The organism is Kitasatospora sp. NPDC057738 (genome assembly GCF_042798815.1).
In the GTDB taxonomy this organism is placed as follows: domain Bacteria; phylum Actinomycetota; class Actinomycetes; order Streptomycetales; family Streptomycetaceae; genus Kitasatospora; species Kitasatospora lactacystinica.
On sequence record NZ_JBHVJT010000121.1, the window covers coordinates 1 to 15,605 of the forward strand.

The 15,605-nt window shown below is 74.8% G+C and carries 10 protein-coding genes and 3 tRNA genes; 1 reads left to right on the plus strand and 12 read right to left on the minus strand.

What is annotated here, in order from left to right:
- Positions 1 to 203: 203 nt before the first annotated feature.
- The 8 genes from ACFVGO_RS37690 to ACFVGO_RS37725 form a co-directional block, all read right to left on the minus strand.
- On the minus strand, positions 204 to 2,855 hold the full coding sequence (locus ACFVGO_RS37690) for a ComEC/Rec2 family competence protein (RefSeq protein ID WP_380636704.1): 2,652 nt from the start codon (positions 2,853 to 2,855) through the stop codon (positions 204 to 206).
- A 57-nt stretch (positions 2,856 to 2,912) separates the two neighbouring features.
- On the minus strand, positions 2,913 to 3,923 hold the full coding sequence (locus tag ACFVGO_RS37695; protein WP_380636706.1) for a helix-hairpin-helix domain-containing protein: 1,011 nt from the start codon (positions 3,921 to 3,923) through the stop codon (positions 2,913 to 2,915).
- A 223-nt stretch (positions 3,924 to 4,146) separates the two neighbouring features.
- On the minus strand, positions 4,147 to 4,992 hold the full coding sequence (locus ACFVGO_RS37700) for a DegV family protein (protein WP_359910987.1): 846 nt from the start codon (positions 4,990 to 4,992) through the stop codon (positions 4,147 to 4,149).
- 83 nt (positions 4,993 to 5,075) lie between these two features.
- On the minus strand, positions 5,076 to 5,912 hold the full coding sequence (locus ACFVGO_RS37705) for a hypothetical protein (RefSeq protein ID WP_380636709.1): 837 nt from the start codon (positions 5,910 to 5,912) through the stop codon (positions 5,076 to 5,078).
- Between the two features lie 432 nt (positions 5,913 to 6,344).
- On the minus strand, positions 6,345 to 9,230 hold the full coding sequence (gene leuS / locus ACFVGO_RS37710) for a leucine--tRNA ligase (protein ID WP_380636711.1): 2,886 nt from the start codon (positions 9,228 to 9,230) through the stop codon (positions 6,345 to 6,347).
- 440 nt (positions 9,231 to 9,670) lie between these two features.
- Positions 9,671 to 10,966: a hypothetical protein gene (locus ACFVGO_RS37715; protein WP_359910979.1), complete on the minus strand. Its 1,296-nt coding sequence runs from the start codon at positions 10,964 to 10,966 to the stop codon at positions 9,671 to 9,673.
- A 98-nt stretch (positions 10,967 to 11,064) separates the two neighbouring features.
- Positions 11,065 to 11,137, minus strand: a tRNA-Ala gene (locus ACFVGO_RS37720).
- Between the two features lie 334 nt (positions 11,138 to 11,471).
- A complete protein-coding gene (locus ACFVGO_RS37725) occupies positions 11,472 to 12,911 on the minus strand; it encodes an MFS transporter (protein ID WP_359910976.1) in 1,440 nt (479 codons plus the stop codon).
- 102 nt (positions 12,912 to 13,013) lie between these two features.
- Between ACFVGO_RS37725 and ACFVGO_RS37730 the strand changes: the two genes are divergently transcribed.
- Positions 13,014 to 13,913 (plus strand): helix-turn-helix transcriptional regulator, encoded by a 900-nt coding sequence (locus tag ACFVGO_RS37730; RefSeq protein WP_380636713.1) that lies wholly within the window; start codon positions 13,014 to 13,016, stop codon positions 13,911 to 13,913.
- Between the two features lie 64 nt (positions 13,914 to 13,977).
- On the opposite strand, the gene ACFVGO_RS37735 is transcribed toward ACFVGO_RS37730, so the two are convergent.
- The 4 genes from ACFVGO_RS37735 to rsfS all read right to left on the minus strand — a co-directional run bounded on the left by ACFVGO_RS37735 (position 13,978) and on the right by rsfS (position 15,436).
- Positions 13,978 to 14,050, minus strand: a tRNA-Ala gene (locus ACFVGO_RS37735).
- A 43-nt stretch (positions 14,051 to 14,093) separates the two neighbouring features.
- Positions 14,094 to 14,166, minus strand: a tRNA-Ala gene (locus tag ACFVGO_RS37740).
- Positions 14,167 to 14,330: 164 nt separating this feature from the next.
- Positions 14,331 to 14,981, minus strand: a complete 651-nt coding sequence (locus ACFVGO_RS37745; protein WP_359910995.1) for a histidine phosphatase family protein — start codon at positions 14,979 to 14,981, stop codon at positions 14,331 to 14,333.
- Positions 14,978 to 15,436, minus strand: coding sequence for a ribosome silencing factor (gene rsfS / locus ACFVGO_RS37750; protein WP_380348036.1), 459 nt, complete (start codon positions 15,434 to 15,436; stop codon positions 14,978 to 14,980). Before rsfS ends, ACFVGO_RS37745 begins: the two co-directional genes overlap by 4 nt.
- Positions 15,437 to 15,605: the final 169 nt, after the last annotated feature.

Genomic DNA, 15,605 nt, shown 5'->3' on the forward strand with positions numbered 1-15,605 from the left:
AAGGGGGGAAAAGAGGACGTTCCACCCGTGACGAGGGCCCCCCCCCCCCCCCCTTTGGTTTTGTCCCTTTTCCCCCCCTCCCTCCTCCCCCCCCCCCACCCCCGCCGGAACGTTTCTGCTGGCTCTGCGCCGCTCCTCCTCCCACCACCCCCTTCTACTTTCCATGCCCCCACGTGATTGGTGGGAGGAGGAGAGCGCGGGGGTCAGGCGGGCGGGGCTCGGGGGGTGCCTGGGGTCTGCTCGGGGTGGGCGTGGGGTGCGGGGCCGTGCCCGTCAGCGCCACCGGGCCCGGCGTGGGCGCCGGGGCGGCGGGCCGCGTGGGCGGGCCGGGGACGGACGGCGACACCGAGGGTGGCCGGGGAGTCGCCCGTCACCGCGATGTCCCCTTCCCGGTCGGTGCGCAGCACGGTGGCGCCGAGTGCGCGCAGATGGTCGACCGTCCTCGGGGACGGGTGACCGTACGGGTTGCCCTCGCCGCAGGAGATGAGGGCCAGCCGGGGCCGCAGGGCACCCGCCAAGTCCCAGTCCTGGTGGGCCGATCCGTGATGCGCCACCTTCACGACATCGGCCTTCCCCATCCGGCCCAGCAGTGCCGACTGGGCCTGCGGTTCGAGATCTCCGAGCAGTGCCATCCGTAGTCCTCCTGTCAGTGCCACCATCAAGGCGACGCTTGCGTTGTTCGGGCCCGGCGCCTCGACCGCCGAGCCGGGGACGGGCCACACCACGTCCCAGGCCAACCCGGCGCCGGCCGACCGCCGTTCACCTCGACCGGCTCTCAGCAGCGGGAGGCCCGCGCCTGCCGTCCAGCTCGCCACCCGGGCGGCCTCGCCCGGTGGATCGTCCAAGGTGGTGCCCTCGACCGCGCCGACCCTGCGGCCCCGCAGCACCCCCGGCACGCCCTCGACGTGGTCGGCGTGGAAGTGCGTCAGCAGCAGTAAGGGAACCGTCGTGATGCCGAGGTCGCGCAGGCATCTGTCCGCGGCGTTCGGATCCGGCCCGGCGTCGACCACCACCGCGCTGTCCGGCGCCCCCGCCGCGAGGGCCAGCATGTCTCCCTGTCCGACGTCGCACATCACCAATCGCCACCCCGGCGGCGGCCAGCCGGTGGCGATCCGGGTGAGCTGCGGCGGGCGCAGCAGCACGGCCAGCAGGACCGCCGTCAGCGCCCCCGCCACCAGGGCCCGCGCCCAGCGCCGCCGCCCGTACGCCGGCAGCGGGCTGCCGGGCCGCGCCCGTCGGGGCAGCAGGAGCGGCGCCGCCCAACAGCCGGCCAGGACGGCCAGCGCGACCGTCGCCGTCCCGAACCACCCTCCCGGCCAGTCCAGTTGGCCGCCCGGAATCCCGGCACCACGGCGTGCCACGAGGGAGAGCCAGCCGGCCGGCACTCCGGCCGGTTCCGCGAGCAGACGGGCCAGGTCCGGAAGGAGCGGCTGCAGGGCGAGCACCCCGAAGCCGAGCAGCGTCGCCGGGGCCACCGCCGGCTCGGCCAGCAGGTTGCAGGGGATCCCGACCAGGCTGATGTGCCCGGACAGCACCACCGTCACCGGCGCGCACAGGGCCTGGGCGGCCGCCGTGGCCGCGAGCGCGCCTGCCAGGTGGTACGGCCAGCGGCGGGCCCGCAGGGCCTCGGCCCAGTGCGGTCCGAGGACGAGCAGCCCGGCGGTGGCGAGCACCGACAGCAGGAAGCCGAACGAGCGGGCCAGGAACGGGTCCAGCAGGACCAGCACCAGGACCGCTCCGGCGAGCGCGGGCACCGCCTTGCGGGGACGGCCGGCGGCCAGGGCCAGCATGCCGATCAGCCCCGTCCCGGCGGCCCGCAGCACGCTGGGCTCGGGCCGGCAGACGGTGACGAAGGCCAGGGTCAGCGCGGTGCCGAGCAGCGCACCGGTGCGCAGTGACAGCCCCAGCAGCGCGGCCAGCCCGTGCCGTTCCGGGGTACCGGCCTGCCCGGGCGCGCCCAGCAGCGCACCGAGGACGATCGCCAGGTTGGCCCCGCTGACCGCCACCAGGTGGACCAGGTCGGTGGCCCGGAAGGCGTCGTCGAGGTCGTCGGGCAGTCGAGAGGTGTCGCCGACCACCAGCCCCGGGAGCAGCCCGCGCGCGTCCGCCGGAAGTCCGTCGGTGGCCGTGCGCAGGCCTTCGCGCAGCCGGCCGGCGATCCGCTGGGGCAGGCTCGGCGGCGCCAGCTGCCGGGGCTGCCCGTGGACGACCAGCAGCGCGGCCGACTCGGTGTCATGCCCCTCCCCCGCCGGCCGCACCTCAACCTCCGCCGCCAGCCGCTGGGACGGGAGCACCCGCTGCCAGGGCTCGCTCCGCGCCCCTCGGACCATGACCGTCACCGGCGTCCGCGTGCGGGTGCTCCGCCCGTCCGGGAGCGGGGTGACGCGGTCGGCCACCGCCTCGACGGTGAGGAGCGTCTGCCCGGCGGCGGGGCCGCCCCGGGAGGTGTGGGCCTTCGGGTCCCCCGTGATCGTCAGCTCCACCTCCACCACCGGGGACGGCGTTCCCGGCTCGGCGGCCACGGACGCGCGGGCGAGCTCCGGCAGCGGCCCCCGGTGGAGGTCGGAGGTGTGCAGCGGGGTGGCGATCGCGGCCGCCGCGCCGGTGAGCAGGACGGCGGCCAGCGTCGCCGAGGACCCGCGCCGGCGCAGGACCCCCGGCCGGGTGAGCAGCAGGACGGCCGCGAGCGCGGCAAGGCCGGCCGCGGTGAGGGCGAGGGCCTCGTACCCCGGTTCCAGGCCGAGGAGCGCCGCCGTGACCGTCCAGGCCGAGACGGCGGGCAGCAGCAGCCGGAAGTCGGCGCCCGCGGAGCGGGGCGCAGCGGCCGGACCGGCCGGCGCGGTGGCGACGGACATGGCGGTACCTCCCTTCGGTGGCCGGGGAAGCGGGCGGGGACGGCGGCGGTGGCGGCGTCAGAGGGTGAGGAGCGGGCGGAGTTCCGCGTACGTGCGGGCGCCGATGCCGCTGACCTGCCGGAGTTGGTCGAGGGAGCGGAAGGAGCCGTGCGAGGTGCGGTAGGCGAGGATGCGCTGGGCGAGGGTGGGGCCGACGCCGGGAAGGGTGTCGAGCTGTTCGAGCGTGGCGCGGTTGAGGCTGACGGGTGGTCGGGGTGCGGCGGGGCCCGGAGGTCCGCTCCCGCTGCCGACGACGGCCGGGACGGGGGCGGGCGCCGGTTCGCCGACCAGGATCTGCTCACCGTCCGTCAGGATGCGGGCCAGGTTGAGGCTCCTGGTGTCCGTCTCCGGCAGCGGTCCGCCCGCCGCCCGCAGGGCGTCGGCCACCCGGGAGCCGCCGGGCAGGGCGTGCAGGCCGGGGAGGTGGACCCGCCCGCCGATGTCCACCACGACCTCCGCCCCGGTACCGGCGGCAGGCCCGGCCCTGGGGTCGACGGCGGAGGCGTCGGCGGGAGCGGGCGGCTCGGCCCCCGCCGGTGCCGCGACGGCCGCCGACGCGGGCACGGCGACCGTCTCCGGCCGGGCCAGCCAGAAGTGCTGTACGGCGTAGCCGACCGCGAACAGCAGCAGGATGGCCAGCCCGGCCACCGCGCGCCGGTCGAGCGCCAACGCCGAGCCGAGCGGGGGGAACGAGGCGGTTGAGGGGACTCGCGGACGTGCCCCGGCCTCCGGTGGATCCACGGCGTCACCCGGATCCACGGCGTCACCCGGATCCGGCGCGGCACCCGCGTCCGGCGGTGCCGGCACCGCCGCCGGCACCGCTGCCTGCGACGGCAACGACGGGCCGCCGGCCGCCGCCGCCCGGCCCCTTGTCGGTGATGCGGCCGACCCCGGGGAGCCCCCGCCGACGCCGCCTTCCGGCTCGTCACCCGTCGGCTCGCCACCCGCCGGCAGCAGCGCGGCCATCCGCAGCCGTACCGTCTCGTTGATCGCATGGCGCTTCGCCGCGCCCAGGCCCATGGTCGTCATGCCGAGGACGGTAGGAGTCCTCCGGCGAGCGCGCGGAAATCAACCAAACCCTGTGGACAACCCGGGGGTTGTGGATAAAAAGTGTCACTCACAGGAGTGAGCAGGGCTGTCCGAAATTGACCAGCCGACCAAGCAGCCAGCCGACCAAGCAACCAGCCGACCGGGCGACCAGGCGACCAGGCGACCAGCCGGACCGCCCCACACCGGCAACCACCCGCACCACTCAGCGCGGCGCGACCACCACCGCCAGCAGCCCCGGCCCGACGTGCGCGCCGATCACCGCCCCCACCTCACCCACGTACAGCTCCCGCAGCCCCGGCACCCGGGCCCGCAGCCGCTCCGCGAGCGGTTCGGCCCGGTCCTCGGCCGCCAGGTGGTGCACGGTGATGTCGACCTCCTGCTCCCCCGACCGCTCGACCGCGATCTCCTCCAGCCGCGCGATCGCCCGCGACGCCGTCCGCACCTTCTCCAGCGGCTCGATCCGCCCGCCGTCCAGGTGCAGCAGCGGCTTGACCGCCAGGGCCGAGCCGAGCAGGGCGCGCGCCGCCCCGATCCGGCCGCCGCGCCGCAGGTGCTCCAGGGTGTCGACGTAGAAGAACCCGCTGGTCCGGGCCGCCCGCCGCTCGGCCGCCTCGGCCGCCTCCGCCAGGCCCTGCCCGGCCTCGATGGCCTCGGCCGCCGACAGCACCCCGTACCCGAGCGCCATCCCGACCAGCCGGCTGTCCACCACCCGCACCGGTACGGGCGCCTCGGCGGCGGCCAGCCGGGCGGCCTCGACGGTGCCGGACAGTTCGCCGGAGATGTGCACCGAGACGATCCCCTTCGCCCCGGCCTCGGCGGCCGCCCGGTAGGTGGCGGCGAAGGTCTCCGGGTTCGGCCGGGAGGTGGTCACCCGCTGCTTGCCGCGCAGCGCCTCGGCGACGTCCTTCGGGGAGATCTCGACGCCCTCGCTCAGGACCGAGTCACCGACCGCGACGCTCAGCGGGACCACCGTGATCCCGTGCCGGTCGAGGGTCTCCTGCGGCAGATAGGCCGTGGAATCGGTGACAAGCGCGAGGTCGGAGGGCATGAGCCGGAGGTTACTCCCCGCCGGTCCGGGAGGACAGCGCATGGTCCGGGCACCGGCCGAAGGCCTCGCACCGCCCCGCCGGCTCAGCCTGCCGAGGGCCCCGTCGAAGGCCCGGCCGAGGGCTTGCGCAGCCGCTGCGCCAGCTTGGCCAGCGGATCGGCGAGCCCGAGCAGTTCCTCGGCACTCGCACGCCCCTTCCCGTCGGTCAGCCGGGCCCGAGCCGCGCTCCCGGCCGCGCCGCCGGAACCGGCGGAACCCGCGGAACCCGCGGAACCCGCGGAACCCGCGGAACCCGCGGAACCCGCGGAACCGGCAGAGCCCGAGGCACCCGGAGCACCCGAACCCTTGCCGGAGGAAGCACCCCCCGCGGTGTCCCAGTGCCGCAGCGCCCCCGCCTCGCTCTCGCACTCCTGGCTCAGCCGGCTCAGCTCGTCGTCCGCGAACCGCTGCATCCGGTCCTGCGCCGCCCAGCGCATGGTCTCCGCCGAGTGCGTGATCCGCTCGGCCCGCTCGCGCAGCTCGGGCAGCTTGGCGGCGATCCGCGCGGTCTCCGGCTCGCGCTCCAGCATCCGCAGCTCGCCGTCGAGCTCGGCGGCGTGCTCGTCGAGCCGCTTCAGCAGGGCGAGCGACTCGCCGAGCTGGCCGTCCTGCGTGAGGCCGCTCTCCAGCACCTGCCGGGTGCCGTCGAGCGAGGTCCGCAGGCGGAGCCGGACGGAGGCGATCTGTGCGGACGGGCCGACCTTGGTGTACGTCTTCGCCTTGAGGGTGGCGGTCTCCACGGCCCGGCGGGCGTTGGCCTCGTGCTTCTCGATCTTCGCGCCGACGGCCTTGGCGGCCTTGACCGTGCCGACCACGGCCAGCACCATCACCGCGACCCCGAAGAGCAGGACCAGGCCGATCATCACGCCGAACACGTCCATCGCGCGCCACCTTCCGCCGTCGTTCCGGCCCCCACCGGGCCCAACGCGGGCCGCAATTGCCGAGGGTTCCACGGTAGCCGCCGGAAGCCGTCCGGGGGCAGCCCGAGCGGCCCCCGCGGACGGAGATCAGGGTCAGATCCGGGATCTCCCCGAGGGTCCCCGACCGCCCCGGAAAGCCCCCGCGAGCACCCTCCGGCCCCTCCGCGAAACACCGGGCGGAAACCGCCGGCCCCTCCGCGCAACGCCGGGCGGGAACCGCCGGCTCCTCCGCGCAACGCCGGACGGGAAGCCCCTCCGGCCCCCACCTCCCGCAAAACGCCGGGCGGGCGCCCCGAAGGACGCCCGCCCGACCGCTCCGCGCTCGCTGCCCCGGCAGCCACGCACAGCCGCACTCGATCCGGCACAGCCGCGCTCGACCAAGCTCAGCCGCACTCAGCCGGTGACGATGTTCACCAGCTTCGGCGCCCGCGCGATCACCTTCCGCACCTCGGCCCCGCCGATCGCCGCGACGACCGCCGGCTCCGCCAGCGCCAGCGCCTCCAGCTCGGCGTCCGAGATGCCCGGCGCGACCTCCAGCCGCGCCTTGACCTTGCCCTTGATCTGGACCACGCAGGTCACCGTCTCGTCCACCACGTACGCCGGGTCGGCGACCGGGTAGTCGGTGTGCGCCAGCGAGTCGCCGTGGCCCAGTCGGCGCCACAGCTCCTCGGCGATGTGCGGGGCCAGCGGGGCGACCATCAGCACCAGCTGCTCGGCCACCGCCCGCGGCGTGGAGCCGCGCTTGACCAGGTAGTTGTTCAGCTCGATGGCCTTGGCGACGGCCGTGTTGAAGCGCAGCCCGGCCATGTCGCCGCGGATGCCGTCGATCGCCTTGTGCAGGGCGCGCAGCGTCGCCTCGTCGGGCGCGTCGTCGGTGACGACCAGCTCGCCGGTGGTCTCGGAGACGACGTTGCGCCACAGGCGCTGCAGGAAGCGGTACGAGCCGACGACGGCGCGGGTGTCCCACGGGCGGGAGACGTCCAGCGGGCCCATCGACATCTCGTACAGGCGCAGGGTGTCGGCCCCGTACTCGTCGGCGATGTCGTCCGGCGCGACGGCGTTCTTCAGGGACTTGCCCATCTTCCCGGCCTCGCGCTTGACCGGCTCGCCCTGCCAGAAGTACTGGCCGTCGCGCTCCTCGACCTCGGCGGCGGGCACCGGGAAGCCGCGCTCGTCGCGGTAGACGTCGGCGGTGATCATGCCCTGGTTGAACAGCTTGTGGAACGGCTCGACGGACGAGACGTGGCCCAGGTCGTGCAGCACCTTGTGCCAGAAGCGCGCGTACAGCAGGTGCAGCACGGCGTGCTCGGCGCCGCCGACGTACAGGTCGGCGCCACCGGCCGGCTTGGTCTCCGTCGGGCCCAGCCAGTACTTCTCGTTGGCCGGGTCGACGACCGCCGAGGAGTTCGACGGGTCGACGTAGCGCAGCTCGTACCAGCAGGAACCGGCCCAGTTGGGCATGGTGTTGGTCTCGCGGCGGTACTTCCGGACGCCGTCGCCCAGGTCCAGTTCGACGTTGACCCAGGCCTCGTTGCGCGACAGCGGGGTCTCCGGCGAGGAGGCGGCGTCGTACGCGTCGTAGGTGCGCGGCGAGTAGTCGTCGACCTCGGGGACCTCGACCGGCAGCATCGACTCGGGCAGCGCGTGCATGACGCCGTCCTCGTCGTAGACGATCGGGAAGGGCTCGCCCCAGTACCGCTGGCGGCTGAACAGCCAGTCGCGCAGGCGGTAGTTGACGGTGCCCTCGCCGATGCCGCGCTCGGCCAGCCAGGCGGTGGCGGCGGCCTTGGCGTCGACGACGCTCAGCCCGTTCAGCGACAGGTCGCCTTCGGAGCGGGCGGAGTTGACGATGACGGAGTCGTAGGTGTCGAACGCGTCGTCCCACTCGGCGGGGTCGGAGCCGCGCCCGTCGGTCGGCTCGACGACGCAGCGCATCGGCAGCGCGAAGGCGCGGGCGAAGGCGAAGTCGCGGTGGTCGTGGGCGGGGACGGCCATGATGGCGCCGGTGCCGTAGCCCATCAGCACGTAGTCGGCGATGAACACCGGTACGGACTCGCCGCTGACCGGGTTGACGGCGTAGGCGCCGGTGAAGACGCCGGTCTTGACCTTGGCCTCGACCTGGCGCTCGACGTCCGACTTGGCGGCGGCCGCGGCACGGTAGGCGGCGACGGCCTCGGCGGGGGTGGCGGCGCCGCCGGTCCACTCGGCGGGCACGCCCTCGGGCCAGGCGGCGGGGACGATCGAGTCGACCAGGCCGTGCTCGGGGGCCAGCACCATGTAGGTGGCGCCGAACAGGGTGTCGGGCCGGGTGGTGAAGACGGTGATCTTCCCGCCGTCGACGGCGAAGTCGACCCGGGCGCCCTCGGAGCGCCCGATCCAGTTGCGCTGCTGCAGCTTGATGGCCTCGGGCCAGTCCAGCAGGTCCAGGTCCTCGATCAGCCGGTCCGAGTACGCGGTGATGCGCATCATCCACTGGCGCAGGTTGGACTTGAACACCGGGAAGTTGCCGCGCTCGGAGCGGCCGTCCGCGGTGACCTCCTCGTTGGCCAGCACGGTGCCCAGGCCCGGGCACCAGTTGACCGGCACCTCCTTGGCGTAGGCCAGGCGGTACTCGCCCAGCACCTCGTCGCGCTCGGCGACGGACAGCTCGGCCCAGGCGCGCCCGCCCGGCAGCTCGCGCGCGCCGGACTCGAACCGGGCGACCAGCTCGGCGATCGGACGGGCCTTGCGGGCGTCCGCGTCGTACCAGGAGTTGAAGATCTGCAGGAAGATCCACTGGGTCCAGCGGTAGTACTCCGGGTCGATCGTGGAGATCGAGCGGCGCGGGTCGTGGCCCAGGCCCAGCCGGCGCAGCTGCTGGCGCATGTTGGCGATGTTGGCCTCGGTGGAGACCCGCGGGTGGGTGCCGGTCTGCACGGCGTACTGCTCGGCGGGCAGGCCGAAGGCGTCGTAGCCCAGCGTGTGCAGCACGTTGTGGCCGGTCATCCGCTGGTAGCGGGCGAAGACGTCGGTGGCGATGTAGCCCAGCGGGTGCCCGACGTGCAGGCCCGCGCCCGAGGGGTACGGGAACATGTCCATGATGAAGCTGTGCGGCTTCGCGGTGACGTCGCCGGCCGCCGGGTCGGCCAGCGCACCGGTGGGGTTGGGGGCGTGGAAGGTGCCCTCCTTCTCCCAGATGTCCTGCCAGCGGGACTCGATCTCGGCCGCCAGCGCGGCGCTGTACCGGAACGGCTCGGTCACGGTCTCGGCCGCGCCGGACGCAGGGGTCGTCTCGCTCATGGTCCTTCAAGCTCCATCGATGTCGGTTGGCGAACCGCACAGGCGGCCGGCCCGTGTACCCGGCCCGGGACGGGGTCGGGGGCGGAAAACAAAAAATCCCCTCGCAGGAGGGGACGCCACGCCGACTCCGGCACCGCCCGAGGGCTCAGCCGGTCCTGGTCAGCGCGGCCGGCTAAGGAGCAGGCGCACGGTTCGCATGGGCTCAGGGTACCGCAAGCGGGTCGGCGGGCTGCGGGGTGCACATGCCTGCGTGCGGCCCCGCACGCAGGCATGCGGGGCCGCACGGGACGGGACGGCGCGCGGGGCCGTACGGGACCGGCGCGCGGGGCCGTACGGGACGGGGCCGGAGAGCGGGTCCAGGCCCGGACCGCACCGAACTGAACCGGACCGGACTGCACCGCGCCGGACCGCGCCGGACCGGGCCGGAGATCCGGAGAGCCCTACCGCGCCGCCGCCCGCCCCGCCGCGTCGAACTCCCGCAGCGCCTTCGCCAGCCGCTCGGACTGCATCCCCGCCGCGAGCGAGCGCGCCAGCGCGGCGGTGCGGGCCGCCTCCCGCTGGTCGCCGAGCCTGCGGTGGGCCTCGGCGAGGCGCACCATGAGCAGCGCCTTGGAGCGGGCCCGTCCCGGCCCGAGCCCGGCCACGGCCTCGGCGAGCAGCACCTTCGCCATCCGGTACCCGCCGAGCGCCAGCCGTCCCTCCCCCACCATCCCGGCGACGCCGGCCCGGGTCTCCTCGGCGCCTGGCAGGCCGTCCAGTTCGGCGAAGGCCCGGGCGGCGGCGGCCTCGGCCAGCTCGGCCTCGCCCCGGCGGCCGTACGCGCGGGCGAGCCGGCCGTACTGGCGGGCCCGGGCGGTGGGGCCGAGCGCGGCTCCGTGGGTGTCCAGGGCGGTCGCGAGCGCGGAGACGGCGTCCAGTCCGCGCCCGCCGGGGCCCTGGGTGGCGAGGACGACCAGCGCGCCGAGCACCGCGACCCCGAGCCGGGGGTCGCCGCCGACGTGGGCGGCGCGCAGCGCGGCGACGAAGGCGCGCTGGGCGGCCGCGTCGTGGCCGAGGTCGTACGCGGCCCAGCCGGCCAGCCGGGCGAGTCTGCTGGCCGTGCCGTACAGCTCGCGGCCGAGCCGTTCGTCGTACGCGCCGAGTTCCAGCAGCTTGGCCAGCATGGCGAGTTCGGCCCGGACGGGGCCGAGGACGAGGCCGCCGCCGCAGGCCCGTTCGAGCTTCTGCTTGCTGCGGTAGGAGAGGCCGAGCTCGCCGACCAGCCCGGGTTCGACGCGCAGCGCGCCCTCGCCGCCGCCGACGGGCGGTGGCGGGGAGTCGAGGCGGGCGGCGGCCTGGTCGAGGTCGGCGCTGCGGAACAGGTCGGTGAGGCGGACCGGCCCGGCGTCGGTGGCGGCCTCGCGCAGCGCGGTCTGGGCGGTGTCGGCGGTCCACGGGTCGGTGAGCAGCCGGGGCGAGAGGATCTTGGCGCCGCGGTGGCCGCCCATCCGGCCCCAGAGCTGCTCGTAGGTGACGGCGATGCCGAGGGTCCGGCTGAGCACCTCGCAGACCGCCTGGTCGTGCGGGCTGCGCGGCACCATGCCGCGGTCGCGCCACTTGTACGGGGCGGTGGAGCTGATGGCGAGGCCCGGTGGCAGGGCGAGGCTCACCTCGCGGGCGAGCCGTTCCGGACTCCATCCGAGCTGGTGGAGTATCCGGGCCAGTTCCTCGTTCCGCCTTCGCTCCAGATCGGCCATGGCACGACGGTAGCGGGATTCCGGCCGCCGCGACCGGTGGCGCGGGCAGAACGGCGAAGAGCCGCCTCCCGTTTCCGGGAGGCGGCTCTCGACTGCTGTGGAGCTATGGGGAATTGAACCCCAGACCTCTTGCATGCCATGCAAGCGCTCTACCAACTGAGCTATAGCCCCTTGACCTGCGATGTCACCGTGGTTCCCGGTTGTTTCCGGCCGTTTCCCTCGGCGACATCGACTACTTTACACGGTCCTGGGCGTGCTCCTGAAATCCGTTTCCCGAGGTCCGCACCACGCGCCCCGGGAGCCCCGTCCGCGGAGCCCGGGGAGTCCCCCTTCCGCGCCCCGGGCGTGCGCCTCCCGCCCGGGGCGCACGACAACCGCGCACGCGCCCAGCTGACGTGCCGCCCGCCGCCCGCACCCGACCCCTGCCCTCCGCCCGCACCCGGCTGCGGCACCCCCGACCGCACCCCATCGCCCCACCGCCGCCCTACCGGCGACCCCACCCCCGCTACCGCGCCGCCCGCCGGCCGCGCACCGCGAAGCCCGCGGCCACCAGCACCGCCGCGGCGTCGACCAGCAGCGTGGTCCGCAACGCCGCCCCCGACTCGGCGGCCGGCGCCGGCAGGTCGACCTGGCCGAGGAACACCGAGCCCAGCACCGCGACGCCGATCACCTGGCCGAGCTGGATGACCGTCACCATCACCCCGCTGGCGTCGGCCGCGTCCTCGGGCGCCACCCCCGCGAGCGCCCGGGCGACCAGCGGCGCGTACGCGCAGCCGGCGGCCAGGCCGAGCGCGGCCATCTCCACCAGCGGCCCGGCGCCGATCTCCGCCCCGCCGCCGAGCAGCAGGCCGAGCAGCAGGTAGCCGCCGCCGAGCAGCACCCCGGCGAGCGCCGGCAGGATCCGGTGCAGCCGGCCGGGCAGCCGGTGCCAGTGCATGCTGGACACGCCGAAGCCGACGGCGACGGGCGCCGAGCAGAGCCCGGCCTTCAGCGCGGTGTGGCCGAGCCCGGCCTGCTGGTGCAGGGCGAAGGCGAACATGAAGCCCGCGAAGGCCGCCATGATCGCGAACAGTCCGGCGGCCGCGGGGCGCAGCCCGGGCGCGCCCAGCACCCGCCCGGAGATCAGCGGCTGTCCGCCGCGCCGGGCGATCCGGCGCTCGACGGCCACGAACAGGCCGAACAGCAGCACACCGGCCGCGATCATCGCCCAGCCCCAGACGGGCCAGCCCAGCTCGTGGCCGAGGACGAGCGGGACCACCAGCAGGCCGAGGGCCGCGCCGAGCACCACCAGGCCGGGGAGGTCGAAGCCCCGGGTGGCGTCGCCGGGCAGCCGGGGCAGCAGCCGGGCGCCGGCCGCGAGCAGCACCACGCCGATCGGCACGTTGACCAGGAACACCGGCCGCCAGCCGCTGCCGAACAGGTCGGCGCTGACCAGGACGCCGCCGAGCACCTGGCCGAGCGCCATGCCGCCGGCCAGCACCGCCGCGTAGAGGCCGAGCGCCCGGACCCGGGCGGCGCCGGTGAAGGTGCGCTGCACCAGGCTCATCACCTGGGGCACCATCAGGGCCGAGCCGGCCCCCTGGAGCAGCCGGAAGGCGATCAGCCAGCCGGTGGCCGGGGCGAGGCCGCAGGCCAGCGAGGCGGCGGTGAAGGCGGCCAGGCCGAGCTGGAAGAGCCGGCTGTAGCCGTACCGGGCACCGAGCCGGGCGCCGGTGATGAGCAGGACGGCGTAGGCGATGGTGTAGCCGGCGATGACCAGCTGGAGGGCGGCTCCGGAGGCGCCCAGGTCGGTTCTGATGGTGGGGACCGCGACGTTGACGATGGAGACGTCGAGCACGGACATGAACTGCCCGCACAGGACGAGTGCGAGGAGCAGCCCTGGCCGTACCGCCGGGGCGCCGGTGGTGCCTGCGGCCGCGCGGGGCCGGGTCTGAAGGTCCGTCATGGCAGCCAGCCTGGCCCCGTACCGGTACTGGTGGTTAGAGCCTGCCGATCCTGGTACCGGCAGCACCTGTATCGGCGGCCCGGGCTGCGGCACCATGGGGCCATGACCGTCCTGGAGGAACTGCCCGCCGCGGCCGGCGGGCGCGACCGCCGCCGTACCGAACTGGCCCGCTTCCTGAAGGCCTGCCGGGCGCGGGTCACCCCCGAGGACGTGGGGCTGCCGCCGGGGCTGCGCCGCCGCACTCCGGGGCTGCGGCGCGAGGAGGTCGCGCAGCTCGCCGGGGTCGGGGTCACCTGGTACACGTGGCTCGAACAGGGCAGGCCGATCAACGCGAGCGAGCAGGTGCTGCTGGCGGTGGCCCGGGCGCTGCGGCTGGACGGCACCGAGCACGAGCACCTGTTCCGGCTGGCCGGGGTGTCCGCCTCGGCGCGGGCGCTGCCGTCGGTGCCGGAACTGTCGCCGTCGATCCAGGTGATCCTGGACTCGCTGGCCCCGCTGCCGGCGGCGGTCTCCAACACCCGGTTCGACGTGCTGGGCTTCAACGGCCCGTACTGCGCGATGTTCGGCACCGACCGGATGCGCCCGTCGTGCGGGGTGGTGTTCAACAGCCTCTGGTGCATGCTGACCGCCCCGCCGTGCTGCAACCCGTGCGAGAACCGGGAGGAGACCCTGCCGCGGATGGTGGCGGTGCTGCGCTCGGCGTACGGCAAGCACGTGGGCGAGCCGGCCTGGGAGGCGCACGTGCAGCGGATGTCGGCGCGCAGCGAGCTGTTCCGGGAGCTGTGGGACCGCCAGGAGGTCGCGCCGCCGGAGCCCTGGCTGCGGGTATTCCGCCACCCGGCGGTCGGGGTGCTGCGGCTGAACGCCACCTATCTGACGATGCCGGGCGTGCCCGAGTGCTACATCGTGGTGTACCTGCCGGCCGGCCCGGAGGACCGGGAGCGGGTGGAGCGGCTCGACTCGCTGCCGCCGGGCGGCTGGAGCCACACCTGCGAAGCCTGAGGCCGGCCGGGCCCGGAACGCCGGAAGGCCGCCACCCCTTGGGTGACGGCCTTCCGAACTGCTGTGGAGCTATGGGGAATTGAACCCCAGACCTCTTGCATGCCATGCAAGCGCTCTACCAACTGAGCTATAGCCCCGCGACACGGGCGACCCTGGCTGACCACGACCGCCGATGCGGAGTGGAGCTATGGGGAATTGAACCCCAGACCTCTTGCATGCCATGCAAGCGCTCTACCAACTGAGCTATAGCCCCGCACTCACCGGATCTCCCGCTTCCCTTCCGGGCCGCGTTCCTTCCCTGCGAACGAGGAAGACTCTAGCTGGTCAGGGCCGGAACTGCGAAATCCGCTCCCTCCGGACCCCGGCCGAGGGCCCCGAGAGGCCCCCGGCCCCCGGTGCCGCCCGCACCGGTACCGCTCAGGTGTCGTCGCCGATGACCGGCTGCGGGAGCGTGCCCGCGTTGTGCTCCAGCAGGCGCCAGCCGCGCGTGCCCAGGCCGAGCACCGACCAGCAGCAGTTGGACAGCCCGCCGAAGCGCTCCCACCGGGAGGGCTCCAGTTCGAGCAGCCGCCCGAGCATGGTGCGGATCGTCCCGCCGTGGCTGACCACGACCAGCGTGCCGTTCTCCGGGAGCTTGCCGACGGCCTCCAGGACCACCGGCACCGAGCGGTCGGCGACCTCGGTGGCCAGCTCGCCGCCGCCCCCGCGGCGCACCGGCTCGCCGGCCGCCCAGGCCTCGTACTCCTCCGGGAAGCGCTCGCGGATCTCGGCGTTGGTCAGGCCCTGCCAGGAGCCCGCGAAGGTCTCCCGCAGGCCCTCGTGGTGCTGCACGTCCAGCCCGGTGACCTCGGCCAGCTCCGCGGCGGTGCGCCGGGCCCGCTGGAGGTCCGAGGAGATCAGCAGGTCGGGACGGAGCCCGGAGAGCAGCCGGGCCGCCCGCTGGGCCTGCAGGACGCCCTGGCCGGTCAGCTCGATGTCCGTGGTGCCCTGGAAACGCGATTCGAGGTTCCAGGAGGTCTGGCCGTGCCGCCAGAAGACGATGCGCGGGCCGCGCGCGCCGCGGCTCAGTGCAGATCCTCGGGCTTGCCGAAGTCGTCGGCGGGCGCGACGGCGTTGCCGGCCTCGTCGTTGTGGGCGTCCGGGCGGTTGCGCGAGGCCACGGCGTCCTCGGGCAGCGGCAGCTCGGGGCAGTCCTTCCAGAGGCGGTCCAGCGAGTAGAAGGAGCGCTCCTCGGAGTGCTGGACGTGCACGACGATGTCCAGGTAGTCGAGCAGGATCCAGCGGCCCTCGCGCTCGCCCTCGCGGCGCACCGGCTTGATGTCCAGCTGCTCGCGCAGCTGGTCCTCGATCTCCTCGGCGATGGAGCGGACCTGGCGGTCGTTGTTCGCGGAGGCGATCAGGAAGGCGTCGGTGATCGACAGCACCTCGCTGACGTCGAAGGCGATGATGTTGTGCGCGAGCTTGTCGGCCGCCGCCTGCGCGGCGACGGTGATGAGCTGCTGGCTGTGGTCGGTGACGGTCACGGTGTTCTTCCGGCTCGGCGGCTTGGGGTGCCCCGGCGCACGGCCGGGGTCGCCTTCCAGGATCTCACGCCGCCCGGGAGGGGCGTAAGGCGTTTTCCGGGTTCCCCCGGGCCCCCCAAGCGCAACACCCAGACCCTGGGGGGGAGAGCCCGCGGCCCCATCGTTCCTC

What these genes read in the sequence shown, in the direction of transcription:
- ACFVGO_RS37705 (WP_380636709.1), bottom strand. Translation starts at nt 5,912, where the DNA reads ATGGACGTGTTCGGCGTGATGATCGGCCTGGTCCTGCTCTTCGGGGTC.
- leuS (WP_380636711.1), bottom strand. Translation starts at nt 9,230, where the DNA reads ATGAGCGAGACGACCCCTGCGTCCGGCGCGGCCGAGACCGTGACCGAG.
- ACFVGO_RS37695 (WP_380636706.1), bottom strand. Translation starts at nt 3,923, where the DNA reads ATGACGACCATGGGCCTGGGCGCGGCGAAGCGCCATGCGATCAACGAG.
- ACFVGO_RS37715 (WP_359910979.1), bottom strand. Translation starts at nt 10,966, where the DNA reads ATGGCCGATCTGGAGCGAAGGCGGAACGAGGAACTGGCCCGGATACTC.
- ACFVGO_RS37700 (WP_359910987.1), bottom strand. Translation starts at nt 4,992, where the DNA reads ATGCCCTCCGACCTCGCGCTTGTCACCGATTCCACGGCCTATCTGCCG.
- ACFVGO_RS37690 (WP_380636704.1), bottom strand. Translation starts at nt 2,855, where the DNA reads ATGTCCGTCGCCACCGCGCCGGCCGGTCCGGCCGCTGCGCCCCGCTCC.
- ACFVGO_RS37725 (WP_359910976.1), bottom strand. Translation starts at nt 12,911, where the DNA reads ATGACGGACCTTCAGACCCGGCCCCGCGCGGCCGCAGGCACCACCGGC.
- ACFVGO_RS37730 (WP_380636713.1), top strand. Translation starts at nt 13,014, where the DNA reads ATGACCGTCCTGGAGGAACTGCCCGCCGCGGCCGGCGGGCGCGACCGC.